Here is a 25,513-nt window from a genome sequence, read left to right as displayed (position 1 = left end):
TTTTTATGGAAATTTCAAGAATTATTTTTTGATAATTACTGAAGTATATATCATGCTGCCATTTTGCGAAGCTTTCAGTACATAATCCCCTTTGCCTAAGCTTTCAATATTAAATTCTTCATCAGATTTAATATTTTTCTTTGTCATGACCAGTCTTCCTGAAGCATCATAAATCTCAATGTCCATCGGCTTGCCGTTTTCAAGTTTTACATGAATAGGACCTCTGGTAGGATTCGGATACACACTATTATTAAGAAGGTTGTGATTCGATTCGGAAGTAGATAAAGTTGTATTGCTGATTCTGGTAGTAAAAGCTCCTCTTCCATACGTTACTGCAAGGATTGTTTTATCAGATGGACGGTAATCAAAGTGATTCACCTTAAATTTCCCTAAACCATCGGAATATAAAGCCCATGTAGGAGATGAAGACTGGAAGTTGGCGGTTCCCCATACCCCGTAATAAGTTCCCAGAATCACTTCATTATTGTCTTCAGGATTCATAAATATAGCTTTAACAGGGATATCTGGTAGATTTCCTTCTTTGGATGCCCAGGTAGTTCCACCGTCAGTACTGTAGAATACGCTGGTCTTATTAAAGTTGGATACAGTTACCATGATCTCATTTTCAGAAGCACCCAATTTTACATCTGAAATATAACCGCCAAAGTTATAGTTGATCTGTGAAGTGCTGTGAGTAGCATTGGCATTGGTTACTTTGAACAATTTTCCGGAGGAAAGCCCGATAAATAGAGTAGTACTTGCTGTAGTGTAAGGAGATACAAGAATATCCGTAACAAATTCACCAGCCGTTACACTGGCAATGGTAATCTGGGCTTCTGTAAGACTTAAGGGTACACTTGCAAGCCCGCTTACCCTGTTCAGTACAATTGAGGTTGAACTGGACGCGTTGGCATTGCTATAAGATATGTCAAGATTTCTGTCTACAGCAAGAGGGTTTATAAATAAACCCGTCTCCCTTTGAGCAGCATTAGACATAAGATAATAGGATCCCTGTGGATTGAAAATAATATGGTAGTTGTAAATATAAGATGCGATATAGTATTTGTTCTGATCATCAAAGGCCGTATAGGCTCCATCCCCACCATACACCTGCGAAGTGTTGTAGAAGTTATTGGCTAAAGCAGCTCCGGAAAGTCTTTGTGTTCCGTTATCCTGAGCCCCTAAAATCATGTTCTCATTAGCAAACGTAGAAGACGGGTTTAATGTTCCATGATAGAATTGAGTCACATTAAATCTTTTATTTCTCATACCAATAGCCGTAGTATTAGCCAGATTGTTTTTATTCGAAGCCAAGAAAATACCTCCGTCATTCCCCATTATAAACTGGCTTGTATTTCTTGGATTGAAAACCAGAGCGTGCTGATCGGCATGCACCAGGGAAATATTGGTACTTCCCATCACATTATTATTTGACCATTTGGTATACTGTGTCCATGTAGCACCTCCGTCTGTACTTTTATAGGAGTCTACACCCCCTACGTACACATGCTCATCGTTATCAGGATCGGTTTCAATAACCAGATCATAAAACGACTGGTTTCGGGTAAAATCATTGTCAGGTTGCGATGTATCTACAGGATTAGGCAGCGTAATTCCTGATCCGGCTACATTGGTTGATATCCATGTAGTACCGCCGTCTGTAGTTTTTGCAATTCTTACAGGTTCTGAACTTGATGCTCCCTGCATCAGGGCGTAAGCTTTCAAAGGATTGGTGTTGGAAACCTCTACCATAACCCTTGAATTGTTGTTCCCTACATTATAAACATTCGTAAATGTAGCCCCATGATCGGTAGATTTGAAAATTCTTCCTCCGGAAGCAGATCCGCTGAAGCTGCTTCGTCTTGTGGCCACCCAGATTGAATTGTCCGTACCTACTTCTATATCCTGTATGTCATAGCCACGGGTAGCCGTGGAAAGTAAGCTGTTGACCAACGTAAAATTGGTACCATCAGTAGATTTGTACAAACCGGCTTCATTTAAACCGACAAATGTAGCTGTCTCTGCGAAATATGTTCCTGAAACCCCGGCGTATACTTCTGAAACCCCATTGTTGTTCACTACTTTTATAGCCGGAACGTTATATATTCCTTTTTTTACCCCATTGGAGGCATATCCGTTTTCGAGATTAAACACCTGCTGCCAGGTAGCTCCGCCGTTGGTTGTTTTCCAGATTCCCAGTCCGCTGAAGTCTCCGGTTTCCACTTCACCTGTTCCCACATAAAAAATCTGCGGGTTATTAGGATCGGAAGTAATACAGGATACGGTAGTGTTGGACCAGAAAGCATCTACCAGCGTCCATTCAGAGTTGGCATCGGTGATATCATTATTGTACCAAAGGCCGCCGGAAACTCCTCCTGCCCAAACTTTTTTACCGGTAGAGTCATTTGGATCAAACATAATACCTCTTACTCTTCCTCCTACAGAATAAGGACCTCTCTCTATCCACAAATTGGTAATGCTTTTGTTGGCTGTACCTCCTCTGGAACCATTGAAAATTTTAAGATTTTGCTGAGCCTGGAATTTTCCATTCTCTACTTTTCTTTCGAGGTCAACGTAGTTTTGGTTATTGATGGTTCCTGTTTCAGGATCCATTGTAGCAATAAAGTCCTGTACATAGTACTCATCAGGTGGTTTTTGATTGTGCTCTTTTGCAAACTTTAGGTTTTTCTGAAAAGTATTTGTAATATCCTGAATGTGTTTCAGGTATTTTTTATTGACTTTCGAGTTAGGGTTTTCTTTACCTTGAGAAGGTTGTTGTGCATTCAAATATAAAGAGGCTATAGTAAAGCCAATTCCGAAAATTGATTTTATTTTCATATTGTTTTTTTAAAACAATAAAAATATGAATTTTTGTTTTATAAAAGCTATTGTATAAAATAGTTTTTAATTTATTGGGGTGATTCACTTTCTTTTATTGGTTTTTTGGTATTTTTATTGCGGATTTTCATTTTTTGCTTAATGATTTTCTTGGTTTTTACATTTTCATAGACGAGATAGATATTATTCAGATCAAATTTTTTTTCTGGAATATGATCTACAACTCCGTTTTTTTCGTTTATGGTAGGGTATTCCTGGTTCTCGGGAAAGTATATTCCCTCCAGATAGGCAGCCCCATTGTTATTTTCTTTTTTTAGTAAGATTTCAACTTCTCCCACCAACAGATATTTTATCTCAAGGCGGAGATTGTCTTTGATAATGATATTGAACCTTTCTGATCTTGCTCCTTGTAATCCTCCCATATTACGGGTATGAGTTGCTTCGATTACTTTAAAGTACTGAGCGGAAGAACAGCTGCTGAATAGGAGCAAGAGTAAAATATAATGAATGGCTTTCATATCTGTAGTTGTAAATTATAAAAAAGGAATATACAAAAACATATTCAAAGTACTGAGAATAAGTTTTTAAAGAAGGGAGAATCGTGTTTTGTACAGATAGTAATCACAAAAATAAAAACCTCACAATTTGCGAGGTTTTTGTATAATTAAGTTTCTAAAATTAAATTCCGTCAATAATTTCATTTAAAACAGTGCTAGGTCTCATTGCTGCATACGTTTTATATGTATCAGTTTTGTAGTATCCTTCAATATTCTGAGGTTTACCCTGAGCACCAATTAATTCTGCATTGATTACTTCTTCGTTTTCCTTCATAGCAGCAGCCACCGGAGCAAACTGAGCAGCCAGTTCCGCATCACCAGTCTGGTTTGCTAACGCTTCAGCCCAGTACATTGCCAAATAGAAGTGAGAGCCTCTGTTGTCAATCTGTCCTACTTTTCTTGCAGGAGATTTGTCGGTAGCTAAGAATTTGGCATTTGCTTCATCCAGTGTATCAGCTAAAACCTGAGATTTTGTATTCCCCTGAGTTTGTGCCAAATGTTCTAAAGAAGCCTGAAGGGCAAGGAATTCACCTAGAGAATCCCATCTTAAGTATCCTTCTTCCAGGAATTGTTCTACGTGTTTTGGAGCAGAACCTCCGGCACCTGTCTCAAATAAACCGCCACCGTTCATTAATGGAACAATAGAAAGCATTTTTGCAGAAGTACCCAGCTCAAGGATCGGGAAAAGGTCTGTTAAATAATCTCTCAATACGTTTCCTGAAACAGAGATTGTATCTTTACCTTCTCTTGCTCTTTTCAGCGTTTCAGTCATTGCATCTTTTACATCAAGGATTCTGATGTCAAGACCTGTTGTATCGTGATCAGCAAGATATTTCTCTACTTTTTTGATGATTTCTCTGTCGTGAGCTCTTCCTTTGTCTAGCCAGAAGATAGCTGGAGTATCAGATAATCTGGATCTGTTTACCGCTAATTTTACCCAGTCCTGAATAGGTGCATCTTTAGTCTGGCACATTCTGAAAATATCATCTTTTTCTACCTTCTGAGAAAGAAGAACGTTTCCAGCTTCGTCCTGAACTTCTACAGTTCCGTCAGCAGCTACTTGGAACGTTTTATCGTGTGAACCGTATTCTTCAGCTTTTTGAGCCATTAAACCTACGTTTGGAACAGATCCCATTGTAGTAGGGTCCAGTTTTCCGTGCGCTTTCATATCGTCTATTACAGACTGATAGAAACCTGCATAAGAACGGTCCGGAATAATGCAAACAGTATCTTCTTCGTTTCCGTCTTTGTTCCACATTTTACCTCCGCCTCTTACAAGAGCAGCCATAGATGCGTCAACGATGATATCAGAAGGTACGTGGAAGTTGGTAATTCCTTTATCAGAGTTTACCATTGCCACTCTAGGTCCGTTTGCCAAAGCAGCTTCAATATCAGCTTTGATGTCAGCTTCCTGAGCATTTCCTTTTATTTTATCGAAAAGATCTGCAAGACCGTTATTTGGATTGATGTCTAAAGACTTGAAAGTCTCAGCATATTTAGTAAATACTTCTTTGAAGAAAGTCTCAACAATAGCCCCGAAAATGATTGGGTCAGAGATTTTCATCATCGTTGCTTTAAGGTGAGCAGAAAGAAGTACATTTCTTTTCTTCGCTTCCTCGATTGCTTCCTGAACGAATGCTTTTAACGCATTTAAGTTCATTACAGAAGAATCAATGACTTCACCAGCCTGAAGACCTGCGAAATCTTTTAATACAGACTCAGAACCATCATTTCCTTTGAATACGATTCTGTATTTTGTAGCATTTTCTAATGTAGTAGAGTTTTCTGTACCATAGAAATCACCGTTGTTCATGTGAGCTACATCAGTTTTGCTGTCAGATGCCCAGTCGCCCATTCTGTGAGGATTTGCTTTGGCATAGTTTTTAACAGCTTTTGGCGCACGTCTGTCAGAGTTTCCTTCTCTTAATACAGGGTTTACAGCACTTCCCAATACTTTCGCATATTTAGCTTTGATGGCCTTTTCTTCGTCATTTTTAGGCTCTGCAGGATAGTCTGGAACTGCGAAACCTTTACCTTGTAGTTCAGCAATCGCTGCATCCAATTGAGGTACAGAAGCAGAAATGTTAGGTAACTTAATGATATTAGCGTCAGGTTGAGTCGCCAGTTCTCCTAATTGAGCCAAAGCATCACTGATTTTCTGGTCATCTTTTAAAAACTCAGGGAAGTTGGCTAAAATTCTTCCTGCCAAAGAAATATCCGGAACCGCAATTTCGATATCTGCTGATTTTGTAAAAGCTTTTACAATAGGTAAAAACGAATGAGTAGCCAGCATTGGAGCTTCATCAGTAAGCGTGTAATAGATTTTTGATTTTTCTGACATTATACTGTTATTTTTTATTTGAAATTTTAAGTCCCGCAAATTTAGTAAATATCATTGTTTTATTTAAGATATTTCCATAAAAAAAGAGGTCTGAGACCTCTTTAATTTTATATTTGTGTAATTGTATATGCTCCGCTACCGTTAAAGTTAATACCAAATTCCATTTTAACATTTTTTGGCGTTGCAGTAAGATTGGGGATTGTAATTGAAGCGCCGTCGATATCTAAACTTCCGTCATTTAAATTATCACCGAAATATTCACCATATAGGGCATCGTTAATTTTGATCTTAAATCCATAAAAGTTAGAAGAAGTTACCCCATTAAAGATAACAGAAAATTTCTGAGTGGAAGGATTATAAGATAAAGGAGAAACTGATACCTGAGAACTAGAATTATTCAGAATAATTTCAGGAACCAAATTTTTTATTACTACGGTTGTATAGCTGCTGTAATTTGTCATTCCAATACTGTAGAACCCGTTGGAGAGAGCCGTAAAATTTGTTCCGTTAGGTACAAGAAATCCAGAGTTGTCTGCTCCATATACCTGTGCGGAAGAAGAAGGAGATGCAATGAATTTTATTTGGGTATTGGCTGGAAGATATTTGTATCCTATTTTAGAATTTCCCTTGTTTCTCATAAAGTCTGCCGCAGAAGGATTGAAGGAATTATGAGAACCGTACATGTATAGGTCAGCAGGAAATGTACTGTTTGAAGATTGGCTTACAGGTAGATTCAAGTTACCGGAATTATCAACACTCAAGGTATAGTTTGTTCCATTCGGAGAAACCAGTATAATTCCCTGTCCGGCACCTGTTACCACTGTTTTGGCAACCTGAGCATAAGGAACACTCATCAATTGATTTACCCCAACGTTGGTATAATTAGAACCGCCATTGGGATCCATTTCCACTTTTACAAATTTGGTGTTTGTTCCCCAGTTGATCGCTCCGAAGTTTCCGGTGTTGGCTGTTCCCTGCCCGATATTCAGGTTAACAAGACCTTTAGCGTTCGTAGTTTTAGTATGAGTTTCGGAATATAAAACCGTTCCTGTAGCTGAGTTTTCTAAAATGCTTACCTTCAAAGAAACATTCCCATTGGCAATCGGAGTCCCGGCTGCGTTAAAAGCAATTGTCTGGTAGCTGAAAGCTTGTGGAACCTGTGCACTTAATAACGTAGCAAGGAATAACCCTATAGTAGAATATAATTTTTTCATGTTCAGATAGTTTTTAAGGTTTTTTAATAATTTTAATGGGTTTAATATCAGAATTTTTGAAAACGATCATATAAACACCTTGTTGAAGCTGTCTTAGATCCAATCGTTCTGATTCTAATTTTTTTGTAAAGAAAAGCTTTCCGGAAAGGTCATAAATTTCTGCGCTTTCAATTTTTGATTTTGAATTTAATTTCACGTAAATAAAATCAGCGGTAGGATTGGGATAGATTTTTACATTGTCTTTTTCAAGTTCAGAAACTCCTAAAACTTGTAAAACAGATTGATAAAGCATTCCCATAGTGCCTGAATTTGCCTGATCAGGATCGGTTGGGATAACATAAATTTCTCCTACCGAATGCGTAAAGCTATCTTCTGAAACTGCACCGGAATTGATATTTCCAATCACAGACTGGGAAAAACCCAAAAAAGGAACTCCAAATAGCAGAAGAGCAATTTTTTTTCTCATTTTTCATCATTTTTTAAGGAGGGTAAATATAGATTTTTTTGCAAAAAAAAGTGAGAAATTTAAGTTTTTTTATTTTCACTTTAAGATTAATTTAACCATAATAAGACTGTGAAAATTTTCTTTTTTGATTAAATTTGGAGAACTAAAAAAATAAATATTATGTCAACGACAATCACTTTAAAAGGAAACGAAGTACACACAATAGGAACATTGCCATCCGTAGGAAGCACAGTAAAAGATTTTACACTGGTAGACTCAGGATTAGCGGTAAAAACGCTGGAAACTTTTGCCGGAAAGAAAAAAGTATTCAATATTTTCCCTAGTATTGATACGCCTACCTGTGCTGCTTCTTCCAGAAAATTCAATGAAGAAGCTTCAAAACTTGATAATACGGTTATCATCAATGTTTCTAAAGACCTTCCATTCGCATTGGGAAGATTCTGTGCCGCTGAAGGATTGAATAATGTAGAAACGCTTTCAGATTTCAGAGGCAGTTTTGGAGATGATTATGAAGTGACTATCACAGATTCACCTTTGAAAGGTCTGTTGAGCCGTGCCGTGATTGTTACAGACGAAAACAATAAAATAGTTTATACTGAGCAGGTTCCGGAAATTGCTGATGAACCTAATTATGATGCTGCTCTTGCTGCATTGAAATAGTAGAAATAATTTTTTGTAAAAAGCCTTGTGAATGTAATTTTTGCAAGGCTTTTTTTTAATAAAAACGAATGTAAAATGGTAAAAAGAATCGTAGCCAATATTAAAACCGATGATCTTTCCAGAGCCCGTCAGTTTTATCAGGATATTCTGGAGCTGGATGTTTTGATGGATCATGGCTGGATCAAAACGCTTGGTAATGATGAAGAAGCCCAAATTCAGGTAAGTTTTGCCACACAGGGAGGAAACGATACGGAAGTTCCGGACCTTTCCATTGAAGTGGATAACGTAGATGAAGTCTATGATAAGATGAAAAATACGGGTTTTGAAATCACTTATGAACTCACTAATGAAGACTGGGGAGTCCGCAGATTTTTTGTGAAAGATCCTTTTGAGAAGCTGATCAATATACTGTCTCACCAGTAAATAGAAATACAACTACCCAAGATCTGAAAAACATCATTCTGCAGAAAGACTATTTCTTTTTAATGGCCAGATTAATTTGAACCCAATCATAAAAAAAACGGAATATTAAAGCTATTTTTGTAAAATGAAACGTTCAGGAACAGCAGATTTACCCCTTCACTATGGTAAAGTACCGCCATGGCTGTATGAACGTATGTCTGTTCTGGGACTTTCCATTATTGAAGTCATTCTGATGGATTATGGTAAAGATGAGGTTTTGCGCCGTCTGGCAGATCCCTTCTGGTTTCAGAGTTTTGGAGCGGTGATGGGAATGGACTGGCATTCTTCAGGAATTACCACTTCCGTTATGGGCGCTTTAAAACGCTCTGTTAATCCTAATTCGCAATCTTTGGGACTTTATATCTGTGGCGGAAAAGGGAAGTTTTCCCGTGAGACTCCATCAGAGTTAATTAAAATTGCAGATAAAACAGGCCTGAACGGAACAGATCTGGTAAGAGCCAGCAAGCTTTCGGCAAAAGTAGATAATACAGCTATTCAGGATGGCTATCAGCTGTATTTGCACAATTTTATTCTTTCAGACAATGGGAACTGGAGTGTTATTCAGCAGGGAATGCATGAATCCGACGGAACCGCAAGACGTTACCACTGGCATTCCGAAAACATTACCTCATTTGTAGAACAGCCGCACACAGGAATCAACGGAATTTCCAGAGGGAAAATTCTTAACCTTACCGATACTGAAGCTTCGGAAAACAGAAAAGGAATTCTGGATATTTCTCATACTGATTCCGCAGAAGTGATGAAGGATTTCGCCAGACTGATTCTTCCTGCCCATCATGATGTTCAGGCCTCTGATGTTGATTTGAAAAGGCTGGGAGCACTTCTGTATGTTACCAGAGAACAGCAGCCTCAGAATTTTGAAGATTTGCTGATGCTGGAAGGGGTAGGGCCAAGAACCATGCAGTCATTGGCTTTGGTAAGTGAAGTGATTCACGGTGCGCCGTCAAGATTTGCTGATCCGGCGAGGTTTTCATTTGCCCATGGAGGTAAAGACGGACATCCTTTCCCCGTGCCGATCAATACGTATGATGAAAGTATCAGCATCCTCAGAAAAGGGATTGAAAAGTCTAAACTGGGAAATTCTGATAAGCTGAATTCTTTAAATAAACTTCACCAGATCGTTACTGAAGCAGAAAAAGATTTTACCCCGGATTTTGATATCCGGCAGGTGATTGAAGAAGAAAGACAAAACTCCTGGCGTTTCGGTGGCAAAACTGTATTCGGTGATGCCCGGAAACCCAATTCTCCAAAATCTATACAGCTTTCACTCTTCTAAGTTCCCTGTTTCTTTTAAAAGTTGGCGATTACTATTATCGGGAAATAGTTATTCCTATCCTCTGGAGGGGTGGCAAAAATTCAAAAAAATTTTGACGGGGTGGTCAATATGTTCAAATAACTGTTTAAATTTTATCCGCTTTCAAGTATCTATTATTTCAGTATCATAGATAACCTTCTATGAATACTTAAATGACTTCGTTTAATGTTTTTTACCTTTAATTCAATTAAAAATTTTACTTTTAAGGACTTAAAAAATTGACACCAATGACCAGCAAAGCTTTAGAAATCTGCTATGATTTTCCCTTCTTTTTCCCTGAAGAACTTGCAGAAATATTTCAGGCACATGAAAAGAGATCATTCCAAAAAGGCGATTTTATTCTTGAAGAAGGAAAAACAGCTAATGAATATTATATTCTTGAAAGCGGATTGGCGCGTTCTTACGTTTATGATTTCAATGGAAATGAAGTAACCACACACTTTTTCATAGAAAATGAAGTCATTATTGAGGTTTTGTCGATGTTTCAAAGAGTTCCCTCTCAGGAAAATATTGTTTGTATTACAGACTGCGAATGCTGGAGACTGGATTATGATACCTTCCAGGAGCTGTTCCATAAAATCCCTAATCTCAGAGAATGGGGAAGATCATGGATGTCTCAGGAACTTTTTGCCTACAAACAGAGATCTGTGGAAATGTTCACGCTTTCAGCAACCAGAAGATATCTGAATCTGCTGGAGCAGAAATCTAAAGTCATACAATTTGCACCTTTAAAACAGATTGCCTCCTACCTGGGAGTTACAGACACATCCCTGAGCCGCATCCGTAAAGAAATCGTTTCACATCCTAAGAAAAATTAAATCTTGCCCTATGACAAGTTGATTTTCATTGCACCTTGGTAATTTTGGATAACAGTTTAACACTAAAATTACAAAAAATGAAAGTCAGTCAGATTTATGTGAACCTTCCGGTAAAAGATGTTCAGAAAACCAGAGAATTCTGGACGAAGATAGGTTTTACCATCAATGAAAAATTCTCCGATGATAGAGCAGTCTGTGTTGTTTTAAATGATACCATCTATATCATGTTTTTGCAGGAAGATTATTTTATGACCTTCACCAGTAAACCCATTGCTAAAGAAAATACCAGTCAGGTAATTGTTGCAGTAGGTTTAAACAGTCGTGAAGAAGTGGATAAAGTAGTAAACACTGCAGTAGAAAACGGAGCATGGCAGCATGAAGAACCGGAGGATTACGGATGGATGTACCAGAACTCTTTCTGGGATCCGGACGGACATGGCTGGAATATTACTTTTGCCGATATGTCTCAAATGCAGGCAGAATAAGCCTCATCACACAAACACATCCTATATGGAAACACAATCAAACGATATAGAAATCATAAAAAATCAGGTAGCCAGTACCTATTTTGTGATTACTATGAATATCGATGGTATCACCCATGAAGAATCTATGATTTTTCCCAATGGTGAAGCCAATTGTATGAACTGGATTCTTGGGCATTTAATTTATATCAGAAATCCTTTACTGAACATTTTGGGGGAAGAATCTGTCTGGGACAGCGAAAAGTTTTCCTTTTACAACAGAGGAGAAATTGCTTTAGATCACAAAGACAAATTGATCAGTTTTGAAGATTTAAAATCCTATTTAAAACAATCCCAGGACACACTGGAAGCCAAACTCAATACTCTTCAAAGTTTCAAATCTGAAATGATTAAAGATATATCAACCCTCAGTCTTCATGAAATTTACCACAGCGGGCAGTTAGGTTATCTCCGTAGAATTTTAGGAAAACCGGGTGCTATAAAATAGCATGCTATTTTTAGATTCCTTGTATTGCTCGGAATGACAGGTACATCGCTGAAATATTAGTATTATCTTTTTAGATGAGTACAATTTTATCGCAGATAAAATTCTTGCAACTTAAAAACGCATAGTTTGTAAGATTTTTAGCGTCTGAGCGTTTCTCAAAACTCTAATCTCTAATTACAATGAATACACCAGAATCAAAAAAAATGGAAGTCATTATTCCGGCTTACAGAATGCATTCCCAAAGCTTTATGAATGTTTTGGATGGCATTTCGGAAGATGACGCCTTGAAAAGAATTGAAAATAAAACCAATCATATTGTATGGATGGCCGGAAACCTTATCAACATGCGCTATGGTTTGGGCTGGGTGCTTGGACTTCGGGAAGAAGACCCTTACAGCGATTTGTTTTTCCAGGGAAAAGCACTGGATGAAAGTTTTAAATATCCCACTCTGGCTGAACTGAAAGAAAACTTTCATAGAATTTCAGCCAAAGTCTTTCAAAAACTTCATGAAGTAACCGATGAAGAGCTGGATGAAATATTTGAAATAGGAATGAATATCCCTTTCATCAAAGAAACAAAACTCAATTTTGTCGGAATGTGTATCGGCCGTGAAGACTATTTGTGCGGACAGATAGGCTTGATGAGAAGAATCTTAGATTATCCGGGAATGAAATATGATGTAGACGAAAATCTTAAATACTAATAATGAATCCAGTAGAAAAAGGCTATAAAAAAGTCAACGGAATCCATTTGTATTACGAGATCTACGGATCAGGAAAGCCTTTGGTTCTGATTCATGGAGGCGGTTCTTCTTTCCTTTTCGATTTTAAAGAAGTGATAGCGAGACTGGAAGGAAAATTCCAGCTTATAGGAATTGATCTCCAAAATCACGGCCGCAGTGAGCACCGTGATATTCCGGAAACATTTGAATAGGATGCAGATGATGTTGCCGGGCTTTTAACAGAACTGAATATCGGGAAAGCTTCATTCTGGGGATTCAGCAACGGAGGAAGTACCGTATGCAGATTGGCCATCGTCATCCTGAGATTGCTGAAAAACTGGTTGTTGCGTCAGCTTTTTATAAAAGAAGCGGTATGATAGACGGCTTTTTTGAAGGAATGCAGGAAGCCACTTTCGAATCAATGCCGGAACCTTTTAAAATTAATTTTTTAAGCCTCAATCCTGATTTTTCAAAACTGGAAAACCTTTTTGAGAAAGACTGCAAAAGGATGCAGATGTTTGAAGACTGGAATGATGAGGTATTGATTTCCATTAAATCTCCTGTATTATTCATCAGTGGAGATCAGGATGTGATGAAGCCGGAACATACTGCCGAAATGTGGCGGTTGGTGAAAAACTCCCGTTTGATGATACTTCCCGCTACTCATGGCACTTATATGATGCCTGATTTTGATGGAAGTATTGATGCCGGCTTAATAGACTTTACAGTCAGAGAAGTAGAGAAATTTTTAAACCATTAAGCGTTTTATATTCATAATAAATTAATTAATCCTTAATGGATTAACAGTAGAAACAATATTTTATAATAATAACTTTAAATTAAAAATCATGGCTAAATTAAATCCATACCTAAATTTCGATGGAACAGCTGAAGAAGCGTTCAATTTTTACAAGACTGTTTTCGGTGGTGAATTCGTTGGTGGAATTCATAAGATGGGAAATGCTCCCGGGACAGAAAACCTGTCAGAAGAAGAAAAAAACAGGGTAATGCACATTGCTTTGCCTGTGGGAGGTGATCTTTTAATGGCATCCGATATCGTACCCGGATTTGGGCAGACTCTTACGGTAGGAAATAATAATTATGTATCCATTTTCCCCGATTCGAGAAGCGAAGCAGACAGGATCTTTAAAGAACTTTCTGATGGCGGAAACGTGGAAATGCCAATTGAAGATCAGTTTTGGGGAGACTATTTCGGATGTTTTCAGGATAAGTATGGTGTTCATTGGATGGTGAACTATAATGAAGAATATGCAAAATAATCTTATATTTAACTAATTATAATAAAGAGATGCTCATTTTTGGGCAGCTCTTTATTTAAACTAAAAAAATAGAACTATGGATCCAATTAAAATAGACATCACAATCTTAGCGCCGGTGGAAAAGGTCTGGAATTATTTCAATGAACCTAAACACATTATGAAATGGAATTTCGCCCACGAAAGCTGGCACTGTCCTGGTTCTGAAAATAACCTTGTAGAAGGAGGCAAATTCAAAAACAGAATGGAAGCGAAAGACAAAAGTTTCGGATTTGATTTTGAAGGGGTATATGATGAGATTATTCCGTATGAGATCATTAAATATCATATGGAGGACGGGCGGAAAGTAGAAGTAGTATTCGATAAGATAGACGAAAGTACAACGAAAGTGATTGAGATTTTCGATCCGGAAAAACAAAATTCTGTGGAAATGCAGCGGGATGGCTGGTATGCTATTCTGAACAACTTCCATAAGTATGTTGAGAATCATTAACTATATTTTTTTGTAGCCATGATCAATTTAGTTATCATGTCAAAGAGTTTAAACTCTATTTATGCTTTTAATTATGACTCTGATGCGGAATTCCTTCACGGAGTTATTGCAATACCGGCAAGAAGAGCCTTAGAAAAAGAAAAAATAAATTCTTTGGAAAAACTTTCAGATTATTCCGAAAAAGAAATCATGCAGCTGCATGGTTTCGGTAAAAATGCAATGATGAAACTGAAGAATTATATGAAAGAAAATCAGGTCTGCTTTAGAGAAGCATAATACATATACAACCGGAAAATTTTACAGTGTCATTGCGTTGAAACGAAAGTGTACCGTTTAAATGCAAGGGCATAAGATCTGTTTTGTTGTATAGAAAAGTAAATTACATCACTCTATTAAAATTTAACATTATGAATAACGATATTTTCCCATGTCTGTGGTATGATGGAGACGCCAAACAGTCTGCAGAATTTTATTGTAAAGTGTTCGGAGGCGAAATCACAGCAGATACTCCTGTCGTAATGAATATTGATTTGTTTGGACAAAGGATTATGCTTCTGAACGGAGGCCCGCAGTTCAAAAAAAATGCTTCTATCTCTTTTATGGTGATCTGTGAAACAGAAGACGAAGTCCAAAGATACTGGGATCATTTACTGCATGGCGGAATGGCTTTGATGGAACTGGGATCTTACTCATGGAGCCAGAAATATGGATGGGTTCAGGATAAATACGGCGTAACATGGCAGCTGTTTCTGGGAGAAAAAGCAAGCGACCAGAAAATAATTCCTACTTTGATGTTTATCCATGCAAACAATGGAAAAGCAAAAGAAGCAATGGAGCTTTATACCAAGACTTTTCCCAACTCAAACATAGGAAATATATTGACCTATGGAGCAGGAAGTGAAGGACATGACATCCCGGAACCGGCAGAAAATGTACAGCACGCCCATTTTGTGATTGACAATTACAGCTTTTTCTGCATGGACAATTCCTATGATCACCCTTTTGATTTTAATGAAGGAATATCTTTAGTAGTGATGACTGATGACCAGGAACAAACCGACAGATACTGGAATGCCTTTACAGCCGATGGAGGAAGAGAAAGTATGTGTGGCTGGCTGAAAGATAAATACGGATTGAGCTGGCAGATAGTTCCTAAAAGACTTATTCAGCTGATGAATGATTCCAACCAGGAAAAAGCCTATAAAGTTGTTCAGGCTATGATGAAAATGCAGAAAATTATCATCCGTGATCTGGAAGATGCTTATAATTCTTAAATATTTTCGGCGTATTGTTTGATGTATTTTAGAGAAAAGATTTACACACTCTAAAAACACCTAATAATTAAAAAGATATGGAAAAATTATCATACGAAATAGAAATCAATGCCGAACCTGAAAAAGTATGGACTGTCCTTTGGGGCGATATTACCTACAGACAATGGACAACCGCATTTACAGACGGCTCTTTTTATGAAGGAACGCTTGAAGAAAATAATATTGTTAAATTTCTTGATCCCAAAAACAACGGGATGTACAGCAGGGTAGAGAAAGTGATTCCCAACGAGGAAATAAAATTTTTGCACCTTGGAGAAATTTATGAAGGTATTGAAGTCCCTCAGGATTGGGGTGAAGCTACAGAAGCTTACTTTCTTGAGGAGAACGAAGAAGGAACTTTACTGAAAACAGAGGTTCAGACTCCGGCAGAATTTAAAGAATTTTTTGAAGAGAAATTTCCAAAGGCAATGTCTCTCGTAAAACATCTTTCAGAAAATCAGCTGTAAATAAATCAGCTGGAATTGGAATTAAAGAAAAAATCATTCGGGCTTTGAGATTACTTCGCCTGGCTCGCAATGACCACGCTAAAAAATTGAAACAAATGGAAACCTTATCATATGAAACAGTAATTGATGCTCCTGTGCAGAAAGTGTGGGACATCCTATGGAATCCTGAAACATATAGTGAATGGACCAAGTATTTCGGAGCAGGATGTGTCATGAAATCCGACTGGAAAATAGGAGGGAAAACCTATTTTCTTAATGCAGAGGGAGAAGGGATGGTCTCTACTATAGACAGCATGGACGAACCTAATCAGATCATATTCAAACATCTGGGAATGGTAGATAAAGATGGTAATGAAGACACTCAGAGTAAAGAAGTCATGGAGTGGAGCGGCTGTTTTGAAAAATATTTTCTGATAGACTTTGGAGGGAAAACGAAACTTCACACCGAAGTTCAGGTGGAAAAACAATGGCAGGATCACATGAATACTGGCTTTACTAAAGGACTGATGCTTGTGAAAAGTCTTGCAGAAGGAGTAAGCCCTGGCTCAGTGTGATGAAACTCAAAATTCAATGTTCAAGGCTTAAAGTTGTTGCCTTGATTTGAGTACTGATTCCTAATCTCTGCCACCTAACAACTATTATCAATAACCTATAAAGAATGAAACTACTCGTAATACTTTTCGCAACGTTTATTCTGGCTTTGCTGGGCACTTTTTTGTTTCAGGGAAAACCGGATTTTATATTTTCAGGGAACTTGGGAATGGCTGTCTTTGTTATATTTACAGGCTTTTCCCATTTTAAATTTCAGAAAGGGATGGCGATGATGATCCCGGATTTTATCCCTGCCAGAATGTTTTGGGTATATTGTACAGGCGTTCTGGAAATTGCAGCAGGAATTGGCTTGATGATTCCGACAATTCGTGAAATAACAGCTGTTTTACTCATTATTTTTTATGTATTGGTTTTCATAGCCAATATTAATTCTTCCAGAAAGAACATTAATATTTTTAAAGCCGATTATACCGGTCCGGGAATGAAATACCTTTACAGTCAAAGGATTCCCATGCAGATTATTTTAATTGTCTGGACATGGTATTTTGGAATTTATTTACACTAAAAAAGACAGTCTGTAAAGCGCTGTCTTTTTATATAATTGAGATTTTTTTTAACTAAATGAGATAAAAAATGTAACATTTTATAGGTATAAGTTGTCTTATTAAGGAAATGCATTTGTTTTTATTATTCTAAAAATGAAATGCCTATATAACTTAACCTTTAAAACAGAAGTTATGAATCTAAATCACAACATTTTCGGTACAGCCCTCATCGTACTATCCACTATTATGACCAACGCACAGAGTTCTACTGCCAAACTGCCGGGAGATCCTACTTTGCCATCTTCCAAGACTCATCTTGAAAAGCTTATCTCCTATGATAAAGGAGACTTTAAATATAAAGTTGAAGACTACTTTGCAAGACCAAAAGCCTCAGCCTTTAAAATCTCTCCTGATGGAAAATATCTTTCCTATAAAGAAAAAGATCAGGAGAAAAAAAATCACGTCTATGTAAAAGATTTGAGCACAGGAAAAATTACCAAAGCCATTGTAGAAAAAGATGACCTGATAAGAAACTATGGCTGGCTGAATAAAAAACGTCTTTTCTATACTCAGGATAGAGGAGGGAATGAAAATATCCACCTTTATGCTACAGATACAGATGGAAGCAACCAAAAGGATTTAACACCTTTTGACGGTGTAAAAGTGCAGTCTATTATTCCTGTAAAAGACACAGATTTTGTTGTGGTTACAATGAATAAAAACAACAAACAGATCTTTGAACCTTTTAAAATCAATTTCGTTACCGGGGAAATGACCCAGCTGTATGAAAATAAAGATGTAAACAGCCCTATAGACGATTACCTTTTTGATAAAGATGGAAACCTGAGAGGATACAGCGTCCTTGAAAACGGATTAACTACAAAAACCTATTATAAAGATCTGCAGACCGGAAAATTTAATCTGATTAAATCTGCAGACTGGTCTGATACCTTCAGTATTATCGAGTTTAATGAAAATTCTAAAAATAAAGATGAAGCGTATGTAGTAACCAATCTGGATAGTGATAAAGCAAGAATTGTGCTGTATGATCTGAAAAAAAATGCAGTAATTAAAGAAATTTATTCTAATCCGGTATATGATGTAAGTTCAATAAGCACAGCAGGTAAGAACAGAAACTATGAGCTTGACTACATCAGCTATGAAGGCACTAAGGGAGAAACAGTACCGGTAAGTAAATTTTATAAGGAAATACATGACAAATTAAAATCTCAGTTTGGAGACAAGGAATTTGGAATTGCTTCCTCTGATGATAATAATGATAAACTTCTGGTTGTTGTAGGAAGTGATAAGCTCTACGGAACCTATTATGAGTACGACACCAAAACCAAACAGACCAAACTTCTTTATAACCTGATGCCACAGCTGAAGGAAGAAGATATGGCCGAAATGAGACCTATCGAATTTAAAAGCAGAGACGGGTTAACAATCCATGGATATATTACCCTGCCTAAAGCTGCACTGGAGGGTAAAAAAGTTCCTCTGATTGTAAATCCTCACGGCGGTCCTCAGGGAATCAGAGACAGGTGGGGATTCAATCCTGAAACACAATTGTTTGCAAGCAGAGGATATGCCACGCTGCAGGTTAATTTCAGAATCTCCGGAGGATATGGAAAATCATTCCAGAAAGCAGGTTACAAGCAGATTGGAAGAAAAGCAATGGATGATGTGGAAGACGGGGTAAAATATGCCATTGAGCAAGGATGGGTAGATAAAGATAAAGTTGCCATTTACGGAGGAAGCCACGGTGGATATGCAACATTGATGGGATTGATCAAAACTCCGGATTTATATGCATGCGGGGTGGATTATGTAGGCGTATCCAATATCTTTACTTTCTTTGATTCTTTCCCGGAATACTGGAAGCCTTATAAAGAAATGGTAAAACAGATCTGGTATGATCTTGATAACCCCGAAGAAGCTAAGATTGCTAAAGAAGTTTCTCCGGTGTTCCAGATTGATAAGATTAAGAAACCTTTATTTGTAGTACAGGGAGCCAATGACCCAAGGGTAAACATCAATGAATCTGATCAGATTGTAAAAGCAATGCGCGCCAAAGGATTTGAAGTTCCTTATCTGGTAAAATACGATGAAGGACACGGATTTGGAAAAGAACCGAACAGAATAGAACTCTACAAATCGATGCTGGGATTCTTTGCTGAAAATTTTAATAAGTAAATTATTAATTTTAATAATATTGAACGGAAGGCTCAGGTCTTCCGTTTTTTTTGTTTTTATGATTAGGTGAGTGTTTAGATTCCTACGGAATGACAAGCTGTATGGATAAACTATCATTACAATTGTGTCATTCCGCAGGAATCTCAAATGATGTTAGAAATTGAGAATGGATAAAAAGGTCTTTACCATTCTTAAACATAAGTAATGAGTAATCAGGAATAATTGAGATGATAAAATACCGATGAATAAAAGAAAAACTGAATTGTAAGAAAAATATTTTAAATTTATTAAAGTAAAACCAAAAGGCTAACCGTCATAGCAATATGGAGGTTGTCGAAAAAATAACAATGCCACAGAAGGAGAAAGAAAGCATCATCTCACAGACCGTTTCCAACTACGGAGGGAAGCTGATGTCTTATATTCGTCCGAAAGTGAAAAATACGGAGGATGCGGAAGATATTCTGCAGGAGGTGTGGTATCAGTTCAGTAGCCTTACGAATCTTTCTGAGATCGTAAACGTTGGAGGCTGGCTGTACAGGGTGACGGCGAATAAGATCACAGACCGTTACCGGAAAAAGAAAACAGAAAATCTTGAAGATTTTGTATATGAAGATGAAGACGGCAGTTTTTCTATCAAGGATATTCTATTGATGGATGAAAGTGCCGGTCCTGAAGTGAAGATGTTTCAGGATGAGATCTGGAAAAAACTGTTTGAAGCGCTTGATGAACTTCCTGAAAAACAAAGGCTGGTCTACGTAGAAAATGAACTGAACGACAAAACCCTCCAGGAGATCGCCGATGAACAGGGAGAAAACATCAAAACTATCATCAGTAGAAAAAACTATGCTGTGAAGCATTTAAGAAACAGATTGAGAAAATTATACGAAGATTTAAAAAGTTAGAAAAAGAAATTATGAATCATAAACACAAAAAGGGTTGGATCTTTTTATTGCTGTGCCCGCCATTAATTTTAGCTGCCGTTACATGGATTGTCATGATGCTTTGGAACTGCCTTCTTCCGGAGATTTTAGGAGCAAAAACAATTACTTTCTGGCAGGCCATGGGAATACTGATCTTAAGCAAAATTCTTTTCGGAGGTTTCCATTTTGGTAAAGGGGTGAGAGATTTCAAGGAAAGAAAGATGAGAGAAAAAATGGCAGGTTTATCTCCTGAGGAAAGAGAGAAATTTAAAGAAGTCTGGAGAAATAAATGCTCCGGTGGATTCTTCAACAGAAATAACGAATAATCTGAAATTTTTAAAGAGGTAGTAAAGTAAAAATCAGCATTCATTCGTCTCTATAAAAAACAAGAAGTAGTAAAATTTAAAATTTTAAAAAAATGAAAAATTCAGCATTAAAAGGGGCTCTTGGAGCATTAGCCGTTGCAGGTGTAGCCTTAATCGCTAAAAAAGCAATACAAAGAAAAAGATTTATCAAAGGTATTTTTGATGAGTACGGAATCAAAGAAAAGTCACCTTTCGGACTGGCAGATAAGATCAGGGAAATGAGTGATGAAGACTATCAGGAACTGAAAGGGATATTCAAAAAAGAATTTCATTCAAGATGCTGTAAAAAGGATAATATGTGTGAAGCATAAGAAAAGTAAAAACTAAATTGAAATTGTTACATTCCGGCTCGGGAAGCGAAGCTTCCCGAGCCGGAATTTTTATTTAAAAGAAATGTGAAGATAATACAGGTGGTTGCACATTATAGATCTGCAGCATGGAGCTTGGTCTGTAGGAGAATTATTGTCAGCATAAAGTAAGATTCTCCACTTTGCTCGCAATGAGAAAAACAGCTGTAGAAATAATCCAATTCTTATTATTTTTAGCAGAATGAATTTTATCGGAGATAAAATCATTGCGCCTTAAAATATATAGTAGAGAGAAATCTTTAGCGCTTTCGCGTATTCCTACAAGAAACTTATACAATTGCTTCATCTTTGATTCGCAATGACTTTTAGATCTGTTCTTCTGACAAAATTTTACGGTAAAGATCAAACACGAAGAAAAATAAATCCTTATTTTTGTATTGCTCAATGAAAGATTACTACTATTTTCTCGGTATATCACAGGATGCTTCGGAAGAAGACGTCAAAAAAGCCTATCGAAAACTGTCTTTAAAATATCATCCTGACAAAAATGACAATGACGATTTTTTTGCAGACCGTTTCCGTGAGATTCAGGAGGCATATGAGACCTTAAGTGACCGCGCGCTCAGACGTACTTATGATCAGAATTTAGAAAATCATCAGCGAAGTTTCAGATATAATATTCCGCCAGCTGTCAAAACTTTTACAGCGAATAAAATTCATGCGAAAAAAGGAGAGGAGATTATCATCAACTGGCAGACGAGTAATGCTGATGTGGTGAAGGTATTGCCTTTCGGACTGGAAAAACCGTATGGAGAGAGGATCTTTAAGATCACAGAATTTAAGGACGGAAAATTCCAGCTTTTGCTTCATGCAACCAATTCTCTTTTGCACAAAACGGTTGTTCAGGGAATTACCATCACAGAAGTTTTTGAAAACGATTCTGAAAAGTTCAAAAATTCGGTGGAAGAAATGTTTAAGCCGCAGCCCGTAACAAGAATTAACAAGTCGGGTCAGCCTAAGATAATGATGCTGATCTGGGGAATTATCATCCTGGCGATTGCTATCTATCTGCTGATTAAAAACTTCAGCTAATTGACTTTATGCCATTTTCTTTCTTCCAGGGCATTTTTTACATCTTTTCCCTTTCTTGAATTTTTTACAGCACGATTTTTTTTCACAGAACATCTCTTCGTTATTGAATGAGTAAGGTGCCAATGGCGGAACTTTAAATGGGACAATCATATTCATGCTGCAAATATATTAATTTAGAATAAATATAATTAATAAAATTTCATAAAATTCTTAAAACCTGATGTATAGCAGTATGAAACTGCTCTGTCCGGAATTGGAGAACTGAGATTTCAAACATGATAACTTCTTAATTCATCATGAATAAAGTTGAAGTTTGTGTTTTGAATAAAATTCTGTATTATATCTTTTTTTAAGCTTATATTTAATTCATACAGTAGAGTTGTTGAAAAATTTTTAGGTGTTTTAATAAATGTAAAGGTGTTTAATTATGTTGAAATTGATGTTTTTATTATATATTATGTATAGAATAATGAATATTGTTATTGAAACTAATGTGAACTCGTCTGAAGCTTATGAAAAACAAAGTGTGATAAAGAATCACAAATATTTTTGTGAATTATCAGCCCTGATATACTCTTGTACAATCGTTCAGAAAATTGTAATTTTACCCATCTTTTTACAAACAAAATCTAATAAATAAAAATGAATACAGAACAGTTTGTGAGCCGTCACATTTCCCTTAATGAAGCCGATAAACAGGCGATGTTGGAGAAACTTGGCGTTTCTAGTATTGAAGAGTTAATTTCTCAAACCATCCCTTCTTCTATCCGTTTAGAGAAAGATCTTGAGATCTCGGAACCACTTTCTGAATACGAAATGTTGAACCACTCAAAAGAATTGGCATCTAAAAATACAGATTATACGAGTTATATCGGATTCGGATACCACAATACACTTTTGCCTTCAGCAATCCAGAGAAATATTTTCGAAAATCCTAGCTGGTACACGGCGTATACTCCATATCAGGCAGAAATTGCACAGGGAAGACTTGAAGCTCTTCTTAATTTCCAGACTGTAGTATGTGACCTTACCGGTTTTGCATTAGCTAATGCATCTTTATTGGATGAATCTACTGCTGCTGCTGAAGCAATGCACATGTTCTTCAACAATAGATCTAAGGACCAGAAAAAAGCAGGAGCGAATAAGTTCTTCATTTCTGATCTGGTACTTCCTCAAACAGTTTCTGTATTAAAAACAAAAGCTGAAGGACTGGAAATAGAAATCGTAGTTGGAAATCATAAAACGCACCAGTTTGATGGTTCTTATTATGGAGTTTTATTACAATATCCAGGTAAAAACGGAATCGTTTTAGATTATACCGAGGATATCGTAGAATATAAAAAACTTGATCTTCAGGTAGCTGTTGCCTGTGATCCGATGGCTTTGGTTAAGCTGAAATCTCCTGCAGAAATGGGGGCAGACTGCGCAGTAGGAACTACACAGAGGTTTGGTATTCCATTAGGATACGGAGGTCCTCACGCCGCTTTCTTCGCTTGTAGAGAAGATTATAAAAGAGATATTCCCGGAAGAATCATCGGGGTTTCTCAGGATATGTACGGAAGACGTGCATTAAGAATGGCATTGCAGACAAGAGAGCAGCACATCAAAAGAGAGAAAGCTACTTCAAACATTTGTACAGCTCAGGTTCTTTTGGCGGTAATGGCTGGTATGTATGCTGTTTACCATGGGCCTAAAGGATTAAATTATATTGCTGATCAGATCCACTTTAAAGCAAACGCTTTGAAACACGGTCTTAAAGCATTAGGATATCAGGTAGTAGAAGAGCCAATCTTCGATACTGTGAAAATCACAATGGCAGAAGAAGAGAAAGCAAGATTGGTAAGACTGATGCTTGATCACAGACTAAACTTAAACTACTTTACAGAAGGAGTAGTAAGCATTGCGATCAACGAAAGCACAACATTAGAGAAATTAAACTATCTGATGGCTTCTTTCGCTCAGTTTAAAGACAAGCAGACTTTCAAATTAGAAATTAAAGAAGGATACAGCATTCCGGAAGAGAATTTAAGAAAAGACGAAATTCTTACAGAAGCAGTATTCAACAAATACCACACGGAAACAGAATTGATGCGTTACATCAAGCGTCTTGAGAGAAAAGACTTATCATTGACTCATTCAATGATTTCTTTAGGATCTTGTACCATGAAACTGAACGCAGCCACTCAGATGTTACCGCTTTCATGGGAAAACTGGGGTGCAGTTCACCCATTTGTACCTGTAAACCAGGCTGAAGGATATCAGGAAATGATCCGTGAACTGGAGAAAGATTTAGCAGAAATTACAGGTTTCGCAGGAACTTCTCTTCAGCCAAACTCCGGAGCGCAGGGAGAATATGCAGGATTAATGGTGATCAGAGAATACCATATTTCAAGAGGAGACCACCACAGAAATGTAGTATTGATCCCTCAGTCTGCACACGGTACCAACCCGGCTTCTGCTGCAATGGCAGGAATGAAAATCGTAGTGGTGAAAAACCTTGAAAACGGGGAAATCGACTTCGAAGATCTTAAAGCTAAAACAGAACTTCATTCAGCCAACTTATCAGCTGTAATGATCACTTACCCTTCTACTTATGGATTCTTTGATGCTAACATTAAGGAAATTACCAACCTTATCCACGAGCACGGAGGACAAGTATATATGGATGGTGCGAATATGAACGCTCAGGTAGGATTTACAAGTCCTGGAAACATCGGAGCAGACGTTTGCCACCTTAACCTTCACAAAACTTTCGCCATTCCTCACGGAGGCGGAGGTCCTGGAGTAGGTCCAATCTGTGTTGCTAAACACTTAGTACCTTTCCTTCCTTCTAACGCGAATATCAGAATCGGTTCCAAAGAAGCTATTGAAGGTATTTCTGCTGCACCTTACGGTTCAGGATTAATCCTTAATATTTCTTACGCTTACATCAAGATGTTAGGAACAGAAGGTCTTAAAAAGGCTACAGGACATGCCATCATGAATGCTAACTACCTGAAAGAAATTTTAGCAGAGCATTTTCCAATCTTATATTCTAACGAAAACGGAAGAGTAGCTCACGAATGTATCGTAGACTTCCGTCAGTTCAAATCTTTAGGAATTGAAGTGGCTGATGTGGCGAAGAGATTGATGGATTATGGTTTCCATGCTCCTACCGTTTCTTTCCCGGTTGCAGGCACACTAATGATTGAGCCTACAGAATCTGAAAGCAAGGCTGAAATCGATCGTTTTGCAGAAGCGTTGATCTCTATCAAAAAAGAAATCGATGAAATTGCCAACGGTGAAGCAGATGCTACCAACAACGTATTGAAAAACGCTCCTCATACAGAACAATTGGTGATCTCTGATTCTTGGGATAAACCATACAGCAGAGAAAAGGCTGCTTATCCGCTGGAGTGGGTAAGAGACCACAAATTCTTCGCTTCTGTATCAAGAGTAGACGAAGCTTACGGAGACAGAAACTTAGTATGTACGTGTGAGCCGATTGAAGCTTATATGTAATCTCAGTTTCTTAACTATAAAAAATCCCTTTCAGCAATGAGAGGGATTTATGTTTTTATAGTCATTGCGAGCATAGCGAAGCAATCTATTTAACGCAA

At 37.3% G+C, this 25,513-nt stretch carries 27 protein-coding genes; 22 read left to right on the top strand and 5 right to left on the bottom strand.

Translation table 11 applies throughout. The features are described from left to right. Positions 1 to 21: 21 nt before the first annotated feature. The 5 genes from EK417_RS16860 to EK417_RS16840 form a co-directional block, all read right to left on the bottom strand. Positions 22 to 2,838 (bottom strand): T9SS type A sorting domain-containing protein, encoded by a 2,817-nt coding sequence (locus EK417_RS16860; RefSeq protein ID WP_136522825.1) that lies wholly within the window; start codon positions 2,836 to 2,838, stop codon positions 22 to 24. Positions 2,839 to 2,909: 71 nt separating this feature from the next. Continuing rightward, complete coding sequence (locus tag EK417_RS16855; protein WP_136522824.1) at positions 2,910 to 3,356, bottom strand: hypothetical protein; 447 nt, start codon at positions 3,354 to 3,356, stop codon at positions 2,910 to 2,912. A gap of 160 nt (positions 3,357 to 3,516) precedes the next feature. Then, positions 3,517 to 5,736: an NADP-dependent isocitrate dehydrogenase gene (locus EK417_RS16850; protein WP_136522823.1), complete on the bottom strand. Its 2,220-nt coding sequence runs from the start codon at positions 5,734 to 5,736 to the stop codon at positions 3,517 to 3,519. Positions 5,737 to 5,843: 107 nt separating this feature from the next. Then, positions 5,844 to 6,950: a DUF8740 domain-containing protein gene (locus EK417_RS16845; protein WP_136522822.1), complete on the bottom strand. Its 1,107-nt coding sequence runs from the start codon at positions 6,948 to 6,950 to the stop codon at positions 5,844 to 5,846. A gap of 13 nt (positions 6,951 to 6,963) precedes the next feature. Beyond that, on the bottom strand, positions 6,964 to 7,416 hold the full coding sequence (locus EK417_RS16840) for a T9SS type A sorting domain-containing protein (RefSeq protein WP_136522821.1): 453 nt from the start codon (positions 7,414 to 7,416) through the stop codon (positions 6,964 to 6,966). A 159-nt stretch (positions 7,417 to 7,575) separates the two neighbouring features. Between EK417_RS16840 and tpx the strand changes: the two genes are divergently transcribed. From tpx to gcvP, 22 genes are all read left to right on the top strand, one after another. Continuing rightward, on the top strand, positions 7,576 to 8,076 hold the full coding sequence (gene tpx / locus EK417_RS16835; protein ID WP_136522820.1) for a thiol peroxidase: 501 nt from the start codon (positions 7,576 to 7,578) through the stop codon (positions 8,074 to 8,076). A gap of 75 nt (positions 8,077 to 8,151) precedes the next feature. Beyond that, positions 8,152 to 8,499, top strand: coding sequence for a VOC family protein (locus EK417_RS16830; protein ID WP_110366851.1), 348 nt, complete (start codon positions 8,152 to 8,154; stop codon positions 8,497 to 8,499). 124 nt (positions 8,500 to 8,623) lie between these two features. Then, positions 8,624 to 9,835 carry a DUF763 domain-containing protein gene (locus EK417_RS16825; protein ID WP_110366850.1) on the top strand — a complete coding sequence of 404 codons (1,212 nt, stop codon included), beginning with the start codon at positions 8,624 to 8,626 and terminating at the stop codon, positions 9,833 to 9,835. 266 nt (positions 9,836 to 10,101) lie between these two features. Beyond that, positions 10,102 to 10,692: a Crp/Fnr family transcriptional regulator gene (locus EK417_RS16820; RefSeq protein WP_110366849.1), complete on the top strand. Its 591-nt coding sequence runs from the start codon at positions 10,102 to 10,104 to the stop codon at positions 10,690 to 10,692. Between the two features lie 77 nt (positions 10,693 to 10,769). Next, complete coding sequence (locus EK417_RS16815; protein WP_136522819.1) at positions 10,770 to 11,177, top strand: VOC family protein; 408 nt, start codon at positions 10,770 to 10,772, stop codon at positions 11,175 to 11,177. A 25-nt stretch (positions 11,178 to 11,202) separates the two neighbouring features. Beyond that, on the top strand, positions 11,203 to 11,664 hold the full coding sequence (locus tag EK417_RS16810) for a DinB family protein (RefSeq protein WP_076597949.1): 462 nt from the start codon (positions 11,203 to 11,205) through the stop codon (positions 11,662 to 11,664). A gap of 179 nt (positions 11,665 to 11,843) precedes the next feature. Beyond that, positions 11,844 to 12,368, top strand: coding sequence for a DinB family protein (locus EK417_RS16805; protein ID WP_136522818.1), 525 nt, complete (start codon positions 11,844 to 11,846; stop codon positions 12,366 to 12,368). Between the two features lie 2 nt (positions 12,369 to 12,370). Next, a complete protein-coding gene (locus EK417_RS21455) occupies positions 12,371 to 12,598 on the top strand; it encodes an alpha/beta fold hydrolase (RefSeq protein WP_228457957.1) in 228 nt (75 codons plus the stop codon). Positions 12,599 to 12,684: 86 nt separating this feature from the next. Then, entirely contained in the window at positions 12,685 to 13,146 is a 462-nt protein-coding gene (locus EK417_RS21450) for an alpha/beta fold hydrolase (protein ID WP_228457956.1), read from the top strand. Between the two features lie 88 nt (positions 13,147 to 13,234). Beyond that, entirely contained in the window at positions 13,235 to 13,666 is a 432-nt protein-coding gene (locus EK417_RS16795; RefSeq protein ID WP_076597946.1) for a VOC family protein, read from the top strand. Positions 13,667 to 13,742: 76 nt separating this feature from the next. Next, complete coding sequence (locus EK417_RS16790) at positions 13,743 to 14,156, top strand: SRPBCC family protein (protein ID WP_076597945.1); 414 nt, start codon at positions 13,743 to 13,745, stop codon at positions 14,154 to 14,156. Between the two features lie 36 nt (positions 14,157 to 14,192). Next, on the top strand, positions 14,193 to 14,432 hold the full coding sequence (locus tag EK417_RS16785; RefSeq protein WP_228402671.1) for a helix-hairpin-helix domain-containing protein: 240 nt from the start codon (positions 14,193 to 14,195) through the stop codon (positions 14,430 to 14,432). 131 nt (positions 14,433 to 14,563) lie between these two features. Continuing rightward, positions 14,564 to 15,430, top strand: a complete 867-nt coding sequence (locus EK417_RS16780) for a VOC family protein (protein ID WP_136522817.1) — start codon at positions 14,564 to 14,566, stop codon at positions 15,428 to 15,430. 77 nt (positions 15,431 to 15,507) lie between these two features. Next, a complete protein-coding gene (locus EK417_RS16775) occupies positions 15,508 to 15,936 on the top strand; it encodes an SRPBCC domain-containing protein (protein WP_110366845.1) in 429 nt (142 codons plus the stop codon). Between the two features lie 95 nt (positions 15,937 to 16,031). Next, positions 16,032 to 16,490 (top strand): SRPBCC family protein, encoded by a 459-nt coding sequence (locus tag EK417_RS16770; protein WP_136522816.1) that lies wholly within the window; start codon positions 16,032 to 16,034, stop codon positions 16,488 to 16,490. Positions 16,491 to 16,594: 104 nt separating this feature from the next. Further along, positions 16,595 to 17,053, top strand: coding sequence for a DoxX family protein (locus EK417_RS16765; RefSeq protein ID WP_076597940.1), 459 nt, complete (start codon positions 16,595 to 16,597; stop codon positions 17,051 to 17,053). Positions 17,054 to 17,225: 172 nt separating this feature from the next. Further along, positions 17,226 to 19,229 (top strand): S9 family peptidase, encoded by a 2,004-nt coding sequence (locus tag EK417_RS16760; protein ID WP_136522815.1) that lies wholly within the window; start codon positions 17,226 to 17,228, stop codon positions 19,227 to 19,229. Between the two features lie 323 nt (positions 19,230 to 19,552). Further along, positions 19,553 to 20,131 (top strand): RNA polymerase sigma factor, encoded by a 579-nt coding sequence (locus tag EK417_RS16755; protein WP_034697053.1) that lies wholly within the window; start codon positions 19,553 to 19,555, stop codon positions 20,129 to 20,131. 11 nt (positions 20,132 to 20,142) lie between these two features. Then, positions 20,143 to 20,475: a hypothetical protein gene (locus tag EK417_RS16750; protein ID WP_047433535.1), complete on the top strand. Its 333-nt coding sequence runs from the start codon at positions 20,143 to 20,145 to the stop codon at positions 20,473 to 20,475. A 92-nt stretch (positions 20,476 to 20,567) separates the two neighbouring features. Further along, a complete protein-coding gene (locus tag EK417_RS16745) occupies positions 20,568 to 20,825 on the top strand; it encodes a hypothetical protein (protein ID WP_136522814.1) in 258 nt (85 codons plus the stop codon). Between the two features lie 441 nt (positions 20,826 to 21,266). Beyond that, positions 21,267 to 21,914, top strand: a complete 648-nt coding sequence (locus EK417_RS16740; protein WP_136522813.1) for a J domain-containing protein — start codon at positions 21,267 to 21,269, stop codon at positions 21,912 to 21,914. A gap of 642 nt (positions 21,915 to 22,556) precedes the next feature. Continuing rightward, entirely contained in the window at positions 22,557 to 25,415 is a 2,859-nt protein-coding gene (gene gcvP / locus EK417_RS16735) for an aminomethyl-transferring glycine dehydrogenase (protein WP_136522812.1), read from the top strand. The last annotated feature ends 98 nt before the right edge of the window (positions 25,416 to 25,513 follow it).

The organism is Chryseobacterium candidae (genome assembly GCF_004916905.1).
Taxonomy (GTDB): domain Bacteria; phylum Bacteroidota; class Bacteroidia; order Flavobacteriales; family Weeksellaceae; genus Chryseobacterium; species Chryseobacterium candidae.
The sequence above is the reverse complement of the archived record's forward strand: the minus strand, read 5'-3'. Positions and strand labels throughout refer to the sequence as shown.